The following is an 18,220-nucleotide window of genomic DNA, read 5'->3' as shown; positions in this document are numbered from 1 at the left end:
GGTCCCCGGGGGGCGCTTCGAGGCCGCCTAGGGCGTGTCGTTTGGATCAGGCCCCGCGAGCCCGGCCTGATCCAAACGACAGGCCCTAGCCCCGCTTCGTGTACGTCAACAGGTAACGCCAGAACAGCAGTTGCCGCATCTCCGGCTGCCGTACGGGGGCTTCGGCGGGGGAGTGCGGACGCCGCGGGCGCGCTCACCCGCGTACACGGCGAGGCGACCACGTCCCACGGGGTCATGCCGTCGTAGCAGCCGAGTACGAGCAGCCTGCCGCCGGGCGCGAGGGCCTCGCGGAAGCGGGTCAGCGTCTTGTGGTCGAACGCCATACTCGGCCTTCCCGGGGTGGGGCCCGTGGTCATGGGTGCGCGGCACCGGGGGCCGCCTTGCCCACCCTGCCGCCCAAGGCGGAGGCGACGGTGGGTGGGCAGTTCAAGCCCCGCCGGCGATTGAGGCGCGGGGTCCGGGGCGGAGCCCCGTGGCGTCAACCCACCGGCCCGCCGACAAGCATCGTGGGCGCACCCGCCACCCGGGTCAAAAACACCGTCACCGCCCGCTTCCCGAAGGGCTTCGGCATCACCTTCCGCCGCAACTCCTCCGGCTCGACCGCCGACCCCCGCTTCTTCACCGTCAGGACCCCGACCTCCCGCTCCCGCAGCAACGCCTTCAACTTCTTCACGTTGAACGGCAGTTGATCGGTGATCTCGTACGCGGTGGCGTACGGTGTGGGCCGCAACTCGTCGCCCGTCACGTACGCGATCGTCTCGTCGACGAGCCCGCCGCCGACCTCTTCGGCCACCTCGGCGACCAGATGCGCCCGGATGACGGCGCCATCGGGCTCGTACAAGTACCGCCCGACGGACCGTACTTCGGGATCGGAAAGCCCCTTGCCCACCAGCTCCCGCGGCCCCGGCAGCAGCGTCGCCCGCATCCGCCCGGGCGCGGTCCCGAACCAGAGCACGGCCTCCTTCACGTCGCCCCCGTCCGAGATCCACTCGGCGTCGGCCTCCGCGGGGATCGCCTCGTGCGGGATGCCGGGTGCGATCTTCAGCGCGGCACGCGGCGCCTTGAGCGCGGCGGACACGGCCCAGGAGAGGGGCGGCGAGTAGGCCTCGGGGTCGAAGATCCGCCCGCCCGTCACCCGACCGCCGCCCCTCACCGACGCGCTGCGCGCGCCCCCTCCTTGTCTGCCGCCCCGCCGCGCCGGATCCACGAACACCGCGTCGTACGCGACCGTGTCCACCTCGGTGACATCCGCCTCGCGCACCTCGATCAGCTCCGCGAGCCCGAGCGCTTCCGCGTTCGCCCGCGCGACCGCGCACGTCAGCGGGTCCCGGTCGACCGCGAGGACCCGGATCCCCGCTCGGGCGAGCGCGACCGCGTCGCCGCCGATGCCGCAGCACAGGTCGGCCACGGAGCGCACGCCGAGCCGCTCGAAGGCGCCGGCCCGGTACGCCGCCACGCTCGTCCGCGTCGCCTGCTCCACCCCGTTCGGCGTGAAGTACATCCGGGCCGCGTCCTCGGCGCCGAACTTCGCCACCGCCCGCTGCCGCAGCCGCGCCTGGGCGAGCGCGGCGGAGACGAGCCCGGCCGGGTGCTCGCGGCGCAGTTTCGTGGCGAGGGCGAGCTCCTGGGCCGGATCGTGATCGCGGAGTTCGTCGAGCAGGGCCAGGCCCTCGGAGGTCAGCAGGGCGGAGAAGGCGGCGGTCGAAAGGGAGGAGCTCACCCGGCCCATTGTGGGCCAGGCGGGCGACGGCGCGCGCCAGGCGGCGGTGTCGGCCCCGGAACGCGCCCGTGAGCTGCCAGGATCCGGCGCCATGCAACTAGTACGACAAAACGAAAAAAGCATCCAAAAACTGGCCCCGAGGAGCAGGAGGAGCAGGAGGAGCAGGAGGAGACGCGGCGTCCGTCTCCTGGGTGCGTCGCTCGCCGCCTCCGCCCTCGCCACCGGATGCGCGGCCGGCGGCGACGCCGGTCCGGTGAAGCCGGCCCCCGGCCAGCAGGCGCGGAAGGGCCTCCAGGGCGCCCCCGCCCGCGCCCTCGACGCGTACGCGACGAAGCTGCGCGCCCAGCGGGCCGCGCTCGTCGCGGCGAGCAAACGCTGGGGCCTCGCCGACGTACCGCTGACCGCGCCGTCCCCGCCCGCGAAGAAGCCGGTCATCGAGGCGCGCAAGGGCTTCGAGGTCGACGGTCAGAAGCGCCTCGGCCTGCCGCCCGTGTTCACGACGATCCCGACCAAGGACAAGATCGTCTTCCTCACCATCGACGACGGGGCCGAGAAGGACCCGCGGTTCCTGAAGATGATGAGCGAGCTGCGGATCCCGTACACGGCCTTCCTGACCGACGACGAAGTCAGGCCGAACTACGACTACTTCACGCGGATGCAGGCCCGCGGCATCACCCTCAACAACCACACGCTGACCCACCCCTACCTGCCCGCCCTCTCGTACGCCCGCCAGAAGCACGAGATCTGCGGCATGCAGGACGTCATCGAGAAGAAGTACGGCCACCGGCCCACGCTCTTCCGCCCGCCGTTCGGCGACTACAACCGGGACACCCTGCGCGCCGCCAAGGTCTGCGGCATCGAGTACGCCCCGATCTGGAACGCCGAGGCGTTCGTGGACCGCATGGACTACCGGGAGTGGGACCGAAGCATCCATCCGGGCGACATCCTGCTCACGCACTTCAGGGGTCGCGAGGACTGGAAGGGCACGATGCCCGACATGATCCGCAACCTCATGAAGTACCTCACCGACAGGGGCTACGCGGTGGCGCGCCTGGAGGACTACCTGTGACAGCGCGCGGGCCGTGGGCGCGGCTGTTCGGCTGCGCCCTGGCCGCCGTGCTGCTCGTCGGGTGCGCGCGCGTTGCCGCGCCGCCGCCGCGGCCGGCGGCGGGCGCCGGGGCGGCGACGGTCCCGCCGGTGGTCGACCGCGTCCCGACCCGCGACAAGGTGGTCTTCCTCGTCTACGAGGACGGGGCCCGGCGGGACCCGGCGGCCGTCGGCCTGCTCCGTGACCGGCACGTCCCGGTCTCCCTCTTCCTCGCGGGCACCGGGGGCGCGTCCCTGGGTGCCCAGGTGCAGAACCGCACCCTCACCCACGCCCTCCTGCCGGGCCTCGGGTACGTGGAGCAGCACGCCGAGATCTGCGGTCAGCGGGACCGTGTCGAGGCCCGCTTCGGGGTGGCGCCCGGCCTCCTCCACCCGCCGTCGGGCGCGTACGACGGGAACACCCTGCGGGCCGCGGGCGCGTGCGCGGTCGACGCGATCGTCGTGTGGCGCGGGCCGCGGGGCGCCCCGCGGCCCGGCGACATCCTTCCGGTCCACGGGCTGCGGCAGGAGGCGGTCGTCCGTCTGCTGGACCGCGTACGGCGGGCGGGACTCACGGTCGGGAGGCTGGAGGACTACCTGTGATCCGGCGGGCCACGACGGAGTCGATTAGCAGTCCGCTTGACCGAGTGCTAATCGCGGTCATAGTCTCGGCCCTGGCACTCACCAGTGGAGAGTGCCAACAGCGACGGGCAGGTCCGGCACCCGCGACGACGGATCCACCTGGTCGCCACCCCAGACTGTTAACCCCGTGAGATCTCCGAAGGGGGAGACCGGATCGTGACGACCTCCAGCTCCAAGGTTGCCATCAAGCCGCTCGAGGACCGCATTGTGGTCCAGCCGCTCGACGCCGAGCAGACCACGGCCTCTGGCCTGGTCATTCCGGACACCGCGAAGGAGAAGCCCCAGGAGGGCGCCGTCCTCGCCGTGGGTCCCGGCCGCTTCGAGAACGGCGAGCGCCTTCCGCTCGACGTCAAGGTCGGCGATGTCGTGCTGTACAGCAAGTACGGCGGCACCGAGGTGAAGTACAACGGCGACGAGTACCTCGTCCTCTCGGCTCGCGACGTGCTCGCGATCGTCGAGAAGTAATTCACCCAAGCTTTCCAAGCTTCACCGAAGCAGAATGCTTTGAACCGCGCCCCTGGCCCCCGCTGAGAATGCCGGGTGCGAGGGGCGCGGTTCGTTTCGAGAGGACTGATTCAGCTCCATGGCGAAGATCCTGAAGTTCGACGAGGACGCCCGTCGCGCCCTCGAGCGCGGCGTCAACAAGCTTGCCGACACGGTCAAGGTGACGATCGGCCCCAAGGGCCGCAACGTCGTCATCGACAAGAAGTTCGGCGCCCCCACCATCACCAACGACGGCGTCACCATCGCCCGTGAGGTCGAGGTCGAGGACCCGTACGAGAACCTCGGCGCCCAGCTGGTGAAGGAGGTGGCGACCAAGACCAACGACATCGCGGGTGACGGTACGACCACCGCCACCGTGCTCGCCCAGGCCCTGGTCAAGGAAGGCCTGCGCAACGTCGCCGCCGGCGCCTCCCCGGCCGCCCTGAAGAAGGGCATCGACGCCGCGGTCAAGGCCGTGTCCGAGGACCTCCTCGCGACCGCCCGCCCGATCGACGAGAAGTCCGACATCGCGGCCGTCGCCGGTCTGTCCGCCCAGGACAACCAGGTCGGCGAGCTCATCGCCGAGGCGATGGACAAGGTCGGCAAGGACGGTGTCATCACCGTCGAGGAGTCCAACACCTTCGGCCTGGAGCTCGACTTCACCGAGGGCATGGCCTTCGACAAGGGCTACCTGTCCCCGTACTTCGTCACCGACCAGGAGCGTATGGAGGCCGTCCTCGACGACCCGTACATCCTGATCCACCAGGGCAAGATCGGCTCGATCCAGGACATGCTCCCGCTCCTGGAGAAGGTCATCCAGAACGGTGGCTCCAAGCCGCTCCTGATCATCGCCGAGGACGTCGAGGGCGAGGCTCTGTCGACCCTGGTCGTGAACAAGATCCGCGGCACGTTCAACGCCGTCGCGGTGAAGGCCCCCGGCTTCGGTGACCGCCGCAAGGCGATGCTCCAGGACATGGCCACCCTCACCGGTGCCACGGTCATCGCCGAGGAGGTCGGCCTCAAGCTCGACCAGGCCGGTCTCGAGGTGCTCGGCACCGCGCGCCGCGTGACCATCACCAAGGACGACACCACCATCGTCGACGGTGGCGGCAAGTCCGAGGACGTCCAGGGCCGCGTCGCGCAGATCAAGGCCGAGATCGAGAACACGGACTCGGACTGGGACCGCGAGAAGCTGCAGGAGCGCCTGGCCAAGCTGGCTGGCGGCGTCTGCGTCATCCGCGTCGGTGCCGCGACCGAGGTCGAGCTCAAGGAGAAGAAGCACCGTCTGGAGGACGCCATCTCCGCGACCCGCGCCGCGGTCGAGGAGGGCATCGTCTCCGGTGGTGGCTCCGCTCTGGTGCACGCCTCCAAGGTCCTCGACGACTCGCTCGGCAAGGACGGCGACGAGGCCACCGGTGTCGCCGTGGTCCGCCGCGCCGTCGTCGAGCCGCTCCGCTGGATCGGCGAGAACGCCGGCCAGGAGGGCTACGTGATCGTCTCCAAGGTCAAGGAGCTCGAGAAGGGCTCCGGCTACAACGCCGCGACCGGCGAGTACGTGGACCTGGTCAAGGCCGGCGTCATCGACCCGGTCAAGGTGACGCGCTCCGCCCTGGAGAACGCCGCCTCCATCGCCTCCCTGCTGCTCACGACCGAGACCCTGGTCGTCGAGAAGCCGGCCGAGGAGGAGCCCGAGGCCGCCGGCCACGGGCACGGTCACTCGCACTGATCCGCTCCGCTCCGACTGAGCACCACCGAGGCCCGGCCCCCCGTCGCGGGGGGCCGGGCCTCGGCCTTTGCCTCGGGGCGGAACTTCCTTACTGCGGGCCGTACTTGCGGCCCGTCCGCGACGTGATCCCGCCGAGGATCGACCGCGGCGTCACCTTCACGACGCCCATCAGGGCCTTGTACCGCGGGTCGGGGATCGACAGCGTGCGGCCCCGCGAGAGATCCGTCAGCGCCGCCCCCACCAGCTTGTCCGCGTCGAGCCACATCCACTTCGGAATGTTGCCGGTGCCCATCCCGGCCCGCTCGTGGAACTCCGTACGCACGAACCCGGGGCACAGCGCCATCAGTCGCACCCCGCTACCGGCGAGATCCTTGGCCGCGCCCTGCGTGAACTGCACGACCCATGCCTTCGACGCGCCGTACGTGCCGCGGGGCACGAAGGCCGCCACGGACGCCACGTTCACGACGCCGCCGCGGCCGCGCTCCCGCATCGCGCCGGCCGCCGCCGAGGTCAGCCGCAGCACGGCCTCGCAGTGCACCTTCAGCATCGTCAACTCATCGGCCATCGGGACTTCGAGGTAATGCCCCTTGTTGCCGAACCCGGCGTTGTTCACGAGCAGGTCGACCGCCGCCCGACGGTCCGTGAGCCGCGCCTCGACCGCCGCGATTCCGTCCTCCGTGGCCAGGTCGGCGGAGAGCACCTCGGCCTCGATGCCGTGCCGGTCGTGCAGCTCGGTCGCCTGCTCGTGCAGCCGCTTGGTGTCGCGCGCGACGAGCACGAGGTTGTGTCCGTCGGCGGCGAGGCGCCGGGCGAAGGCGGCGCCGATGCCCGCGGTGGATCCGGTGATCAGGGCGGTAGTCATGGCCCAAGGCTAGTGAGCGCGCAACGGTCCCCGTGATCACGCCCCCGTGGCGGGGGCCGCCTTGCCCACCCTGCCGCCCAAGGCGGCAGATTGCCCAAGGCGGCGACGGCCGACCGTCCCGGGTGGGGAGCCGTTCCGGCGGCAGGTTGCCCGTAGCGCCGGTGCCGGTGTTTCAAGCCCCTGCGGCGATTGAGCAGCGGGGTACGGGGCGGAGCCTCGATCTTTTGAAGCCCCGCCGGCGATTGAGGCGCGGGGTCCGGGGCGGAGCCCCGTGGCGTAGGACCGGGCGGCCGCAACGAGACTACGAGCCGTACTTCTCGACGTACTCCCGCGCGGAGCGCAACGCCTCCGGATGCAGCGCGTCCCCGGCCACAAGCAACCGCGGCAGCGCCCCCCGCTCCGTCGTCACCGCCCGGAACTGCAACGCCACCGTCACCTCGTGATCCGGCCGGTGCAGGATCTCGATGGGGTCGCCCGCCCGGATCTCACCCGGTTCGATCACCCGCAGGTACGCCCCCGGCACCCCTTCCTGCGTGAACCGCTTGACCCAGCCCCGCTCGCCCAGGTGCCCCTGGAAGGTCCGGCACGGGATCCGCCCCGACGTCACCTCCAGGACGAGGTCCGCCCCGACCCGCCAGCGCTCGCCGATCCGCGCGCCCGACACGTCGACCCCCTCCGTCGTGAGGTTCTCACCGAACGCCCCGCTGGGGAGCGCACGGTCCAGCTCCTTGCCCCACGCGTCCAGGTCCTCACGCGCGTACGCGTACACCGCCTGGTGATCCCCACCGTGATGCCGCAGATCGCACACCGCGTCCCCGTCGAGCCCACTCGCGCCGGTCCCCTTGGATCCCGGCGCCGCCACCCGCACGGACCCGGTGACCGGCCGCTTGTCGATGCCCGTGACGCCCTCGGGCTGGTCCGTGTACTCGACGGCCTTGGGTCGGCCCAGATTCAGCGACAGAAGCTTCATGTGCGGAACGCTACGGGACCGACACCCAAAGCCGCCACGCATTATCCGGCGCGATCCCCAAGAGTCCCTTATGCTTGAGGGGTGATCGAGGCCCGTCATCTCCGTGTCCTGCGCGCCGTCGCCGCCACCGGCTCCTTCTCCGCGGCGGCCCGCGAACTGGGCTGCACCCAGCCCGCCGTGAGTCAGCAGATGAAGGCACTGGAGTCCTCGGCCGGCACCCCGCTGCTGATCCGTACCGGCCGCGAGATGCGCCTGACCCAGGCCGGCGAGGCCCTCGTACGGCACGCCTCCGGCATCCTCGCCGGCCTCACCGCCGCCGAGGAGGAGATCGCCGCGATCGCCGGACTGCGGGCGGGCCGCGTCCGGCTCGTCTCGTTCCCCAGCGGCAGCTCGACCCTCGTACCCACGGCCCTGGCCGCCCTGCGCGCCGAACACCCCGGAACGCGCGTGTCTCTGGTCGAGGCGGAGCCCCCGCGCTCCGTGGAGATGCTGCGCGACGGGGACTGCGACGTGGCCCTCGCGTTCCGGTACGAGGGCGCGCACGCCGCCGAGGACTGGGACGACCTCGTCGTACGCACACTGTTCGCCGACCGGCTCGTCGGCCTCGTCCCCGAGGGCCACCCGCTGGCCGGAGCGGGCTCCGTCACCATCGACGCGTTCGCGGACGAGCCGTGGGTCGCCGGCTGCCCGCGCTGCCGCCGCCAGCTCGTCGAGGTGTGCAGGGGCGCCGGTTTCGCCCCGCGCATCGACTTCGCGACGGACGACTATCCGGCGGTGGTGGGCCTCGTCAGCGCCGGGCTCGGCGTGGCGGTCCTCCCCGAACTGGCCATCGAGTCCGTTCGCCCCAAGGGTGCACGCACAGTGACCGTCGAGCCCGCGGTGCGCCGCGAGATCGTCGCGCTCACGCTGCCCGACCTGGCCCAGGTGCCCGCGGTCGGCGCGACCCTCGATCACCTCGCGAAGGCCGCGACACGCTGAAAACGGAGGTGGGCGCACCTCGGCGCGCCCACGTCCCCGAATCCCGCAGAAACGTTCCTTCAGTTGCGTGCGCCGCTTGTGGCGGCCTGACCTCCACTCGGGGCCGACGCGGTGACGAGCCGGTTGCGGGCCCGCCCCATGAGCTCTTCGCGCTCGTCCTCCGTGAGGCCGCCCCACACGCCGTACGGCTCACGCACCTGTAGGGCGTGAGCAGCGCACTCCGCGCGTACCGGGCACCTCATGCAGACCTCCTTGGCCGAGTTCTCACGGGCGCTGCGTGCCGCCCCACGCTCGCCCTCCGGGTGGAAGAAGAGCGAGCTGTCCACCCCGCGGCAGGCCGCGAGGAGCTGCCAGTCCCACAGATCGGCGTTCGGTCCGGGAAGGCGGGAGAAATCTGCCATTGCTGTGTCCCCTTGTAGCCGTTCAGACGCGGATACGGTGCACATGACCGTACATCTACTGTCTAAGGAGATGAAAATATGACTCATTGCGAATCTAGCTACAGACACCAGCAAATGGAAGGAAAACCTTCCAAATGGGGCATAGCTTGTGATGAAACGTTGTGGGTCCGCCGCGCCGCCCGCACCGTGTTCGCGCCCTCACGTAGAGTGCCGAAGGAGGCCGTCCGACCCGTAACTCTTTCGAGTGACCGTCGTTGAGAGTGCGGAGGCGGTTGAAAGAACAAGCGCTCGGGCAGGTGTCCGATTGCCTTGTTGAGTGACGACCGCACAGGTGACGATTCGTACACAGCCTGGAGGCTCAAGGTGACGCGCATCAGCTGCGGAGGACGGTCATGACATCCGTCCTCGTCTGCGACGACTCCCCGCTTGCCCGAGAGGCGCTGCGCCGCGCGGTCGCGACCGTGCCCGGCGTCGAGCGCGTGACGACCGCGGCCAACGGCGAGGAAGTCCTCCGCCGCTGGGGCGCCGACCGCTCGGACCTGATTCTGATGGACGTACGCATGCCCGGACTGGGCGGCGTCGAGACAGTACGGCGGCTGCTCTCCGCCGATCCCGGTGCGCGCATCATCATGCTCACCGTGGCCGAGGACCTGGACGGCGTGGCCCTCGCGGTCGCCGCCGGTGCCCGCGGGTATTTGCACAAGGACGCCTCGCGCGCCGAGCTGCGGGCCACGGTGACGCAGGCGCTCGCCGACCCGACCTGGCGGCTCGCCCCGCGCAGACTGCGCTCGGCCGAAATGGGTGCCGCCCCCACGCTCACCGCGCGGGAGATCCAGGTGCTCGAGGGCATGAGCCACGGACGGTCCAACGCCGAGATCGGGCGTGAGCTGTTCCTCTCCGAGGACACGGTCAAGACGCACGCGCGTCGCCTGTTCAAGAAGCTCGGCGCCTCGGACCGCGCGCACGCGGTGGCGCTCGGGTTCCGCTGGGGCCTGGTTCGCTGACGAGCCGCTGATCGGCACACCCCCGCGCCCTCCGGGGCGCGGTGGACCCGCCGTGAGGGAGGCCGCTCCGGCCCGTCGCGCCGCGACTTTTCGACGCTTCGCGCGCGATGCCGCATCCTTGAGGGTGTGGAGTTCCTCGGGGACGAGTCGGGCGAGCAGGGTCAGCGAGAGGGGAGGGCGCAGGAGATGAGTTCCGGCGCACCTGCTCATAACGCTTCGGTGCACAACTACGGGCACGGTGTCACGGACCGAAAGGCGTCGGGGCACCATGGACCGATGCGTGACGACGAGGCAGCGACTCCCCAGGGGGTCATCGGTACGCTCGTCGGCCGCGCCGTGGACGGTGACGAGCAGGCCACGCACGATCTGCTCGCGCACGTCCACCCCCTCGCGATCCGCTACTGCCGGACGCGGCTGTCCCGTCTGCCGGGCGACGCGCGGCACTTCGTGGAGGATCTCGCCCAGGAGGTCTGCGTCGCGGTGCTGCTCGCGCTGCCGCGCTACAAAGACACCGGGCGCCCCTTCGAGGCCTTCGTCTTCGCCATCGCCGCGCACAAGGTCGCCGATCTGCAGCGGGCGGCCATGCGCGGCCCCGGATCCACGGCCGTGCCCTCCGACGAGATGCCGGAGCGGCCCGACGACTCCCTCGGTCCGGAGGAGCGGGCGCTGCTCAACAGCGATGCCGCGTGGGCCAAGAAGCTGCTCGCCAACCTTCCGCAGAACCAGCGGGAGCTGCTCCTGCTGCGCATCGCCGTCGGGCTCACCGCCGAGGAGACCGGGCAGATGTTGGGCATGTCACCCGGCGCCGTGCGCGTGGCGCAGCATCGGGCGCTGAGTCGGCTGCGGGCGCTCGCCGAGCAGTAGCACGAGGCCTCGGCCGCGCACGTGTGAACGTCCAAAGAACACCGATGATCTTGATCGTGGAATGAGACGCCCCTGCGGGCCGTTAGCATGGACATCCGCACCGATCAAGGCCATTTGGGGAAGGCGTCATGACTGCAAACGTCGACGGAGTGCCCGAGAAATTCGCGACACTCGGGCTGACCTACGACGACGTGCTGCTGTTGCCGGGCGCGTCGGACATGGCGCCCGACCAGATCGACACCGCCTCGCACGTGTCGCGGAACGTACGGGTGAACATCCCGCTGCTGTCCGCCGCGATGGACAAGGTCACCGAGTCCCGCATGGCCATCGCCATGGCGCGGCAGGGTGGCGTGGGCGTCCTGCACCGCAACCTGTCGATCGCCGACCAGGCGAACCAGGTGGACCTCGTGAAGCGCTCCGAGTCCGGCATGGTCACCGACCCGATCACGGTGCACCCGGACGCGACGCTCGCCGAGGCCGACGCGATCTGCGCGAAGTTCCGCATCTCCGGTGTCCCGGTGACCGACGGCGGCGGCAAGCTGCTCGGCATCGTCACCAACCGCGACATCGCCTTCGAGAACGACCGCAGCCGTCAGGTCCGCGAGGTCATGACGCCGATGCCGCTCGTCACGGGCAAGGTCGGCATCTCCGGCGTCGACGCCATGGAGCTGCTGCGCCGCCATAAGATCGAGAAGCTTCCGCTGGTCGACGACGCGGGCGTGCTCAAGGGCCTCATCACGGTCAAGGACTTCAAGAAGGCCGAGCAGTACCCGAACGCCGCGAAGGACTCCGAGGGCCGGCTGCTCGTCGGTGCCGCGGTCGGTGTCGCCGGTGACTCCTACGACCGCGCGCAGGCGCTGATCGAGGCGGGCGCCGACTTCATCGTCGTCGACACCGCGCACGGGCACTCGCGCCTCGTCGGCGACATGGTCGCCAAGATCAAGTCGAACGCGGGCAACGTCGACGTCATCGGCGGCAACATCGCCACCCGTGACGGCGCCAAGGCGCTCATCGACTCCGGCGTGGACGGCATCAAGGTCGGTGTCGGACCGGGCTCGATCTGCACCACGCGCGTCGTCGCCGGTATCGGCGTTCCCCAGGTCACGGCCATCTACGAGGCATCCCTCGCCGCCAAGGAGGCCGGTGTCCCGGTCATCGGCGACGGCGGCCTCCAGTACTCCGGTGACATCGCCAAGGCGCTCGTCGCCGGCGCCGACACCGTGATGCTCGGTTCGCTGCTCGCGGGCTGCGAGGAGTCCCCGGGCGAGCTGCTCTTCATCAACGGCAAGCAGTTCAAGTCGTACCGCGGCATGGGCTCGCTGGGCGCCATGCAGACGCGCGGCGACCAGAAGTCCTTCTCCAAGGACCGGTACTTCCAGGAGGGCGTCGCCTCCGACGAGAAGCTCGTGCCCGAGGGCATCGAGGGCCAGGTGCCCTACCGCGGCCCGCTGTCGGCCGTCGTGCACCAGCTCACCGGTGGCCTTCGCCAGTCGATGTTCTACGTCGGCGGGCGCACGGTTCCGGAGCTGCAGAACAACGGCAGGTTCGTCCGGATCACCTCGGCGGGCCTCAAGGAGAGCCACCCGCACGACATCCAGATGACGGTCGAGGCGCCGAACTACAGCCGCAACAGCAAGTAGGACAGCAGGTCAGGCGCGGAGGGGCGGCCCCGGGATCACCGGGGCCGCCCCTCCCGCGCGTGTCAGGGATACTGGACAGGCAAGGCCCAAGTGGGACCCAGATGGAAAGGCGCCCCCCAACGTGACTGAGATCGAGATCGGGCGCGGCAAGCGCGGCCGCCGCGCGTACGCGTTCGACGACATCGCCGTCGTACCGAGCCGGCGCACCCGCGACCCGAAGGAGGTCTCGATCGCCTGGCAGATCGATGCCTACCGCTTCGAGCTGCCGTTCCTGGCCGCCCCCATGGACTCCGTCGTCTCTCCGCAGACCGCGATCCGCATCGGTGAGCTGGGCGGACTCGGCGTCCTCAACCTCGAGGGTCTGTGGACCCGGTACGAGGACCCGCAGCCGCTGCTCGACGAGATCGCCGAGCTGACGCCCGAGGCCGCTACCCGCCGCCTCCAGGAGATCTACTCCGCGCCCATCCAGGCCGACCTGATCGGGCAGCGCATCAAGGAGGTGCGCGACTCCGGTGTCGTCACCGCCGCCGCGCTCTCCCCGCAGCGCACCGCCGAGTTCTCCAAGGCGGTCGTGGACGCGGGCGTCGACATCTTCGTGATCCGCGGGACCACGGTCTCCGCCGAGCACGTCTCCGGTGCCGCCGAGCCGCTGAACCTGAAGCAGTTCATCTACGAGCTGGACGTCCCGGTCATCGTTGGCGGCTGCGCCACGTACACCGCCGCGCTGCACCTCATGCGCACCGGTGCCGCGGGTGTGCTCGTCGGCTTCGGTGGCGGCGCCGCGCACACCACGCGGAACGTGCTCGGTATCCAGGTGCCGATGGCCACCGCCGTGGCCGACGTCGCCGCCGCGCGCCGCGACTACATGGACGAGTCCGGTGGCCGCTACGTGCACGTCATTGCCGACGGCGGCGTGGGCTGGTCCGGCGACCTGCCCAAGGCCATCGCCTGCGGCGCCGACTCCGTGATGATGGGCTCGCCGCTGGCGCGCGCCACGGACGCGCCGGGCCGCGGTCACCACTGGGGCATGGAGGCCGTCCACGAGGACGTGCCGCGCGGCAAGAAGGTCGACCTCGGCACGGTCGGCACGACCGAGGAGGTCCTGACCGGCCCCTCGCACACGCCCGACGGGTCGATGAACTTCTTCGGCGCGCTGAAGCGGGCCATGGCGACGACCGGCTACAGCGAGCTCAAGGAGTTCCAGCGGGTCGAGGTCACGGTGGCCGATGCCACCCACAAGCGGTAGCGCGTAGCGCTGACGCTTTGTCGTAGCGGGAAACGGGTTGGGCCCCACCGGAGCGGTGGGGCCCAACCCGTTTTTTTGCGCAGTTCCCCGCGCCCCCAAACAGATCGGTTGGCCCGCGGCCCCGAGCGTGTGCGGTTGCCCGCGGCTCCGAACCGTGGGGTCAGAGGCGGTGGGCCGCGCCCGCCGGGGTCGCTCCCCTTGTGTCCAGGAGGAGTTGGGCCTTTACCGAGAGGCCCTGGAGGTCGTACGTGCGGTGCTGTTGCAGCAGGATCGTCAGGTCGGCGTCGGCCGCGGCCTCGTAGAGGGAGTCGGCGCGCGGGACCGGGCGGTCCAGGACGTTCCAGGACGGGACGTAGGGGTCGTGGTAGCTGACGGCGGCGCCGAGTTGCATGAGGCGGGTGGCGATCTCCTCGGCGGGGGCGGCCTGCTGGTCGGCGAGGTCGGGCTTGTAGGTGATGCCGAGCAGGAGGATGCGGGCGCCGCGGGCGGACTTGCCGTGCTCGTTGAGGAGGGTGGCCGCGCGCTGGACCACATAGCTCGGCATGTGGTGGTTGACCTGGCGGGCCAGTTCGACCATGCGCAGCGGGCGGGTGGGCAGGTGCGCGCCCGAGAGGTCCTGGGCGAGGGCGTGGCCGCCGACGCCGGGGCCCGGCCGGAAGGCCTGGAAGCCGAAGGGCTTCGTCTCCGCGCAGCGGATGACGTCCCACAGGTCCACGCCCAGCTCGTGGCAGAGCACCGCCATCTCGTTGACCAGGGCGATGTTGACGTGCCGGTAGTTGGTCTCCAGGAGGTGCACGGTCTCGGTCTCCCGTGGACCACGCGCGCGTACGACCTTGTCGGTGAGCCGGCTGTAGAAGGTGGCGGCCGACTCGGTGCAGGCCGGGGTGTGGCCGCCGATCACCTTGGGGGTCGACGTGTACGGGTGCAGGCGGTTGCCGGGGTCGACGCGGCCGGGGGCGTGGGCGAGGTGGAAGTCGCGGCCCGCGCGCAGGCCCGAGCCCTCTTCGAGGACGGGCAGCAGGAGCGTCTGCGTGGTGCCCGGCGGCACGGGCGACTCGATGATCACCGTGGTGTGCGGGCGCAGCCGGGCGGCGAGGGCGCGGGTCGCCTCGACGACCGGGGTGAGCATCGGCGCCCCGTCGGGGCCCTGCGGGGTGGGCGCGCAGATCACGGCGGTGCGGACCCGGGCGAGTTCGGCGGGGTTGGCCGTGGGGCGAAAGCCCGCGGAGAGCATGCGCCGGAGGTCGGCGGCGGTGAGGGCCGCCGCATCGCCGCCGCCGGGCAGCCGGCCCGCGGCGAGATCCCGGGCACGGGCCGGATCGTGGCCGATGGTCGCGATCCCGGCCGCCACGGCGGCCTGTGCGAGGGGCAGGCCGAGGTGGCCGAGGCCGATGACGGCGAGGTCTGCGGGCATGGCGGTTGCCGTCCTTTCCCGAGGAGCGGACCCGGTCATTAGCCGGAGCGGGACGAGGGCGCAAGCCCTGTGGACAAGACGAGCGAGCGCACTGTCAGACTAGGAGTAAATATGACCGATATGTGGCATTGCGCGGAGATGGATTTGCGAGTGTTGCGCCGCGAGTCTCCGCAGGTTGTCCACAGGTGCGGGCCCGCTGGTGGCCCGAACCGGTCAGCGGGTGAAGAATCGGGACATGACGCGCGTGCTTCGAGGTACATGACGCCGGGCACACCACACGCGTGAGCCACGCCGACGACAGCGGGAGGCAGCAGTGAAGGCAGCGACACTGGGACCCGAGCAGCGCGCGGAGGACTTGGCGGCCATGGCCGAGCGCGAGCTGGACATTCTCGTGGTGGGCGCCGGAGTGGTCGGCGCGGGCACGGCGCTCGACGCGGTGACCCGTGGCCTGTCCACCGGGATCGTCGAGGCGCGGGACTGGGCCTCCGGCACGTCGAGCCGGTCCAGCAAGCTGATCCACGGCGGGCTCAGGTATCTGGAGATGCTGGACTTCGCGCTCGTGCGCGAGGCGCTCAAGGAGCGCGGACTGCTGCTCGAGCGGCTCGCGCCGCACCTCGTGAAGCCGGTGCCGTTCCTCTATCCGTTGCAGCACAAGGCGTGGGAGCGGGTGTACGCGGGCTCGGGCGTCGCGCTGTACGACGCGATGTCGATGGCGCGCGGGCACGGGCGCGGACTGCCGATGCACCGGCATCTCACGCGCAAGCACGCGCTGCGGGTCGCCCCCTGCCTCAAGAAGGACGCGCTGGTCGGCGCGTTGCAGTACTACGACGCGCAGATGGACGACGCCCGGTACGTGGCGACCCTGGTGCGCACCGCCGCCATGTACGGCGCCAAGGCCGCCAACCGCGCGCGGGTCACCGGGTTCCTGCGGGAGGGCGAGCGGGTCGTCGGCGCGCGGGTGGAGGACGTCGAGGGCGGCGGCGAGTACGAGATCCGTGCCAAGCAGGTCGTGAACGCGACGGGCGTGTGGACCGACGACACGCAGGCCATGGTCGGCGAGCGTGGGCAGTTCCACGTGCGGGCGTCCAAGGGGATCCACCTCGTCGTCCCGAAGGACCGGATCAATTCGACGACCGGGCTGATCCTCCGTACCGAGAAGAGCGTGCTGTTCGTCATTCCGTGGGGGCGGCACTGGATCGTGGGGACGACCGACACCGGCTGGGACCTCGACAAGGCGCACCCCGCCGCGTCCAGCGCCGACATCGACTACCTGCTCGAACACGTCAACTCCGTGCTCGGTGTCCCGCTTTCGCGTGACGATGTGCAGGGCGTCTACGCGGGCCTGCGGCCGCTGCTCGCGGGGGAGTCCGACGCCACCAGCAAGCTGTCGCGCGAGCACACCGTCGCGCACCCCGCGCCGGGTCTCGTGGTCGTGGCCGGCGGCAAGTACACGACGTACCGGGTGATGGCCAAGGACGCCGTCGACGAGGCCGTGCACGGGCTGGACCAGCGGGTCGCCGAGTGCGTGACCGAGGAGGTCCCGCTGGTGGGCGCCGAGGGGTACCGGGCGCAGTGGAACGCGCGGGCGCGGATCGCCGCCCGCACCGGGCTGCACGTGGTGCGTGTCGAGCACCTGCTGAACCGGTACGGGGCGCTGGCCGAGGAGCTGCTCGAACTGGTCTCCGCGGACCCGGGGTTGGGGGCGCCGCTCACCGGTGCCGACGACTATCTGCGGGCCGAGGTCGTCTACGCGGCCTCGCACGAAGGGGCGCGGCATCTCGACGACGTGCTGACGCGGCGCACCCGGATCTCCATCGAGACGTTCGACCGGGGGACGCGGTGTGCGCGGGAGGCGGCGGAGCTGATGGCGCCCGTTCTCGGCTGGGACAAGGATCAGGTGGAGCGGGAGGTCGAGCACTACGAGAAGCGAGTGGAGGCGGAGCGGGAGTCGCAGCGGCAGCCGGATGACCTCACGGCGGATGCGGCGCGGCTTGGTGCGCCGGACATTGTTCCGCTGTGACCTCCGGTCGGGGCGGGTGTCGTTGCGGGTGCCGGGGTTGCGGTCGCGGGGCTCTGCCCCGGGCCCCGCGCCTCAATCGCCGGCGGGGCTTGAATTGCAGAACTCTGCCGTGAGCAGGCGGCGCTCCGGGGAGCCGCTGCCCGACAAAGTCGCTCTTGTCGTGCGGTAGGTGACGACCCGTGAGCCGTCTCTCGATGCCGCCGCGCGGACGTAGGTGTGGGCTATGCGGCCGTTGTGGCCCCAGACCGTGGTGCCGCAGGGGAGTTTCTCGGGGTAGAGGCCCATGCCGTAATGGCCGCCCGCCGGGGCGGTGTTGAGCATCGTACGCAGGGAACCAGGTGGGAGCAGGCGGCCCTCCAGGAGTGCGGCGTAGAAGCGGTTCAGGTCGGGGAGCGTGGAGATCAGTTCGCCGGAGGCCCCGGCCGTGCGCGGGTCGAGGCGGACCGCGTCGGGGCCGTGCGGGCTGGGGACCGTGGTGCGGGTGCCGGGGAACGTGGTGTCGGTGAGGCGGAGCGGCTCGATGATGCGGCGACGGGCCTCCGTGGCGTAGGAACGGCCCGTGATCTGATGGATGATCATGCCCAGGAGGACGTAGTTGGTGTTGGAGTACGACCAGGTGCCGCGCGGTACCGTCCGGGGTTCGGACAGGGACAGCGCCGCCACTGCCTTCGGGGCCAGCGCGACACGGCCGTGGGTGGTGGCCGTGAAGTCGTAGAGGCCGCTGGTCTGCGTGAGCAGCGAGCGGACCGTGAGCCCACGGGTGGCCGTGAGGGAGGGGAGGTAGGCGGTGACGCGTGCGGAGAGTTTCAGACGGTTTTCCGCGGCGAGTTGGAGGACCACGGTCGCTATGAAGGTCTTCGTGATGCTGCCCGCGCGCACATGATCGGAGCGGGTGAGGCTGGGGCTGGTGGTGATGAAGTGACCCGTGGACCCCTCGGTTGCGAGGAGCGCCGCCGACGGGGCCTTGCCTCGCGTCACGAGCAGCGGAAGAGTGTCGTCCGCGGATGCCTTCGGGCCGGGCGCGCTGCTCGGGGTCAGGCACAGAACGGCCATGGTCAGCGGTATGGCCAGGAGTGTCCGGAACGCGGGCAACGACGGTCCCTTTCGGCGGCGCGGGCCACCATTGTGGGACGTTCCTGTGCGTGTCGGGTGGGGGTGACCCGG

Annotated in this window: 16 protein-coding genes; 10 read left to right on the top strand and 6 right to left on the bottom strand. The window is 70.9% G+C overall.

Annotation, left to right across the window (positions count from 1 at the left end):
* Window positions 1–478: 478 nt before the first annotated feature.
* A complete protein-coding gene (locus ACIA8D_RS01520; protein WP_399228054.1) occupies window positions 479–1,729 on the bottom strand; it encodes a methyltransferase domain-containing protein in 1,251 nt (416 codons plus the stop codon).
* Between the two features lie 82 nt (window positions 1,730–1,811).
* Between ACIA8D_RS01520 and ACIA8D_RS01515 the strand changes: the two genes are divergently transcribed.
* The 4 genes from ACIA8D_RS01515 to groL all read left to right on the top strand — a co-directional run bounded on the left by ACIA8D_RS01515 (window position 1,812) and on the right by groL (window position 5,657).
* Window positions 1,812–2,789: a polysaccharide deacetylase family protein gene (locus tag ACIA8D_RS01515; protein ID WP_399227889.1), complete on the top strand. Its 978-nt coding sequence runs from the start codon at window positions 1,812–1,814 to the stop codon at window positions 2,787–2,789.
* Window positions 2,786–3,409, top strand: coding sequence for a polysaccharide deacetylase family protein (locus ACIA8D_RS01510; protein ID WP_399227888.1), 624 nt, complete (start codon window positions 2,786–2,788; stop codon window positions 3,407–3,409). The genes ACIA8D_RS01515 and ACIA8D_RS01510 overlap by 4 nt, the downstream gene beginning before the upstream one ends.
* Window positions 3,410–3,604: 195 nt before the next feature.
* On the top strand, window positions 3,605–3,913 hold the full coding sequence (gene groES, locus ACIA8D_RS01505) for a co-chaperone GroES (RefSeq protein ID WP_306321012.1): 309 nt from the start codon (window positions 3,605–3,607) through the stop codon (window positions 3,911–3,913).
* Window positions 3,914–4,031: 118 nt separating this feature from the next.
* On the top strand, window positions 4,032–5,657 hold the full coding sequence (groL, locus tag ACIA8D_RS01500; protein ID WP_399227887.1) for a chaperonin GroEL: 1,626 nt from the start codon (window positions 4,032–4,034) through the stop codon (window positions 5,655–5,657).
* Between the two features lie 88 nt (window positions 5,658–5,745).
* On the opposite strand, the gene ACIA8D_RS01495 is transcribed toward groL, so the two are convergent.
* Complete coding sequence (locus ACIA8D_RS01495) at window positions 5,746–6,519, bottom strand: SDR family NAD(P)-dependent oxidoreductase (protein WP_399227886.1); 774 nt, start codon at window positions 6,517–6,519, stop codon at window positions 5,746–5,748.
* A 301-nt stretch (window positions 6,520–6,820) separates the two neighbouring features.
* Window positions 6,821–7,489 carry an MOSC domain-containing protein gene (locus ACIA8D_RS01490; protein ID WP_399227885.1) on the bottom strand — a complete coding sequence of 223 codons (669 nt, stop codon included), beginning with the start codon at window positions 7,487–7,489 and terminating at the stop codon, window positions 6,821–6,823.
* A gap of 81 nt (window positions 7,490–7,570) precedes the next feature.
* Between ACIA8D_RS01490 and ACIA8D_RS01485 the strand changes: the two genes are divergently transcribed.
* Window positions 7,571–8,467 carry a LysR family transcriptional regulator gene (locus ACIA8D_RS01485; protein ID WP_399227884.1) on the top strand — a complete coding sequence of 299 codons (897 nt, stop codon included), beginning with the start codon at window positions 7,571–7,573 and terminating at the stop codon, window positions 8,465–8,467.
* A gap of 59 nt (window positions 8,468–8,526) precedes the next feature.
* Here ACIA8D_RS01485 and ACIA8D_RS01480 read toward each other — a convergent pair whose 3' ends face one another.
* Window positions 8,527–8,868 (bottom strand): WhiB family transcriptional regulator, encoded by a 342-nt coding sequence (locus tag ACIA8D_RS01480; protein ID WP_389270416.1) that lies wholly within the window; start codon window positions 8,866–8,868, stop codon window positions 8,527–8,529.
* A 392-nt stretch (window positions 8,869–9,260) separates the two neighbouring features.
* On the opposite strand from ACIA8D_RS01480, the gene ACIA8D_RS01475 reads away from it, so the two are divergent.
* The 4 genes from ACIA8D_RS01475 to ACIA8D_RS01460 all read left to right on the top strand — a co-directional run bounded on the left by ACIA8D_RS01475 (window position 9,261) and on the right by ACIA8D_RS01460 (window position 13,622).
* On the top strand, window positions 9,261–9,872 hold the full coding sequence (locus ACIA8D_RS01475) for a response regulator transcription factor (RefSeq protein WP_003948568.1): 612 nt from the start codon (window positions 9,261–9,263) through the stop codon (window positions 9,870–9,872).
* A 276-nt stretch (window positions 9,873–10,148) separates the two neighbouring features.
* Window positions 10,149–10,736: a sigma-70 family RNA polymerase sigma factor gene (locus ACIA8D_RS01470; protein WP_266713169.1), complete on the top strand. Its 588-nt coding sequence runs from the start codon at window positions 10,149–10,151 to the stop codon at window positions 10,734–10,736.
* A gap of 128 nt (window positions 10,737–10,864) precedes the next feature.
* On the top strand, window positions 10,865–12,376 hold the full coding sequence (gene guaB, locus ACIA8D_RS01465) for an IMP dehydrogenase (protein WP_399227883.1): 1,512 nt from the start codon (window positions 10,865–10,867) through the stop codon (window positions 12,374–12,376).
* Between the two features lie 121 nt (window positions 12,377–12,497).
* Window positions 12,498–13,622, top strand: a complete 1,125-nt coding sequence (locus tag ACIA8D_RS01460; protein ID WP_399227882.1) for a GuaB3 family IMP dehydrogenase-related protein — start codon at window positions 12,498–12,500, stop codon at window positions 13,620–13,622.
* 160 nt (window positions 13,623–13,782) lie between these two features.
* On the opposite strand, the gene ACIA8D_RS01455 is transcribed toward ACIA8D_RS01460, so the two are convergent.
* Window positions 13,783–15,036: a nucleotide sugar dehydrogenase gene (locus tag ACIA8D_RS01455; protein WP_399227881.1), complete on the bottom strand. Its 1,254-nt coding sequence runs from the start codon at window positions 15,034–15,036 to the stop codon at window positions 13,783–13,785.
* 313 nt (window positions 15,037–15,349) lie between these two features.
* Between ACIA8D_RS01455 and ACIA8D_RS01450 the strand changes: the two genes are divergently transcribed.
* Window positions 15,350–17,056 carry a glycerol-3-phosphate dehydrogenase/oxidase gene (locus ACIA8D_RS01450; protein WP_399227880.1) on the top strand — a complete coding sequence of 569 codons (1,707 nt, stop codon included), beginning with the start codon at window positions 15,350–15,352 and terminating at the stop codon, window positions 17,054–17,056.
* Window positions 17,057–17,128: 72 nt separating this feature from the next.
* Here the strand turns inward: ACIA8D_RS01450 and ACIA8D_RS01445 are convergent, their stop codons facing one another.
* The gene (locus ACIA8D_RS01445; RefSeq protein ID WP_399227879.1) at window positions 17,129–18,109 is read right to left on the bottom strand and encodes a serine hydrolase domain-containing protein; all 981 of its coding nucleotides are present in this window, start codon (window positions 18,107–18,109) and stop codon (window positions 17,129–17,131) included.
* Between the last annotated feature and the right edge of the window lie 111 nt (window positions 18,110–18,220).

The sequence above is a fragment of the Streptomyces sp. NPDC051684 genome, from assembly GCF_044453445.1.
Classification (GTDB): Bacteria; Actinomycetota; Actinomycetes; order Streptomycetales; family Streptomycetaceae; genus Streptomyces.
The sequence above is the reverse complement of the archived record's forward strand: the minus strand, read 5'-3'. Positions and strand labels throughout refer to the sequence as shown.

Bases quoted from the DNA above. Each gene is read 5' to 3' on its own strand.
- ACIA8D_RS01455 (WP_399227881.1), bottom strand. From the start codon at position 15,036: ATGCCCGCAGACCTCGCCGTCATCGGCCTCGGCCACCTCGGCCTGCCC.
- groL (WP_399227887.1), top strand. From the start codon at position 4,032: ATGGCGAAGATCCTGAAGTTCGACGAGGACGCCCGTCGCGCCCTCGAG.
- ACIA8D_RS01520 (WP_399228054.1), bottom strand. From the start codon at position 1,729: ATGGGCCGGGTGAGCTCCTCCCTTTCGACCGCCGCCTTCTCCGCCCTG.
- ACIA8D_RS01490 (WP_399227885.1), bottom strand. From the start codon at position 7,489: ATGAAGCTTCTGTCGCTGAATCTGGGCCGACCCAAGGCCGTCGAGTAC.
- guaB (WP_399227883.1), top strand. From the start codon at position 10,865: ATGACTGCAAACGTCGACGGAGTGCCCGAGAAATTCGCGACACTCGGG.
- ACIA8D_RS01515 (WP_399227889.1), top strand. From the start codon at position 1,812: ATGCAACTAGTACGACAAAACGAAAAAAGCATCCAAAAACTGGCCCCG.
- ACIA8D_RS01445 (WP_399227879.1), bottom strand. From the start codon at position 18,109: ATGGCCGTTCTGTGCCTGACCCCGAGCAGCGCGCCCGGCCCGAAGGCA.
- ACIA8D_RS01495 (WP_399227886.1), bottom strand. From the start codon at position 6,519: ATGACTACCGCCCTGATCACCGGATCCACCGCGGGCATCGGCGCCGCC.
- ACIA8D_RS01480 (WP_389270416.1), bottom strand. From the start codon at position 8,868: ATGGCAGATTTCTCCCGCCTTCCCGGACCGAACGCCGATCTGTGGGAC.
- ACIA8D_RS01470 (WP_266713169.1), top strand. From the start codon at position 10,149: ATGCGTGACGACGAGGCAGCGACTCCCCAGGGGGTCATCGGTACGCTC.
- ACIA8D_RS01475 (WP_003948568.1), top strand. From the start codon at position 9,261: ATGACATCCGTCCTCGTCTGCGACGACTCCCCGCTTGCCCGAGAGGCG.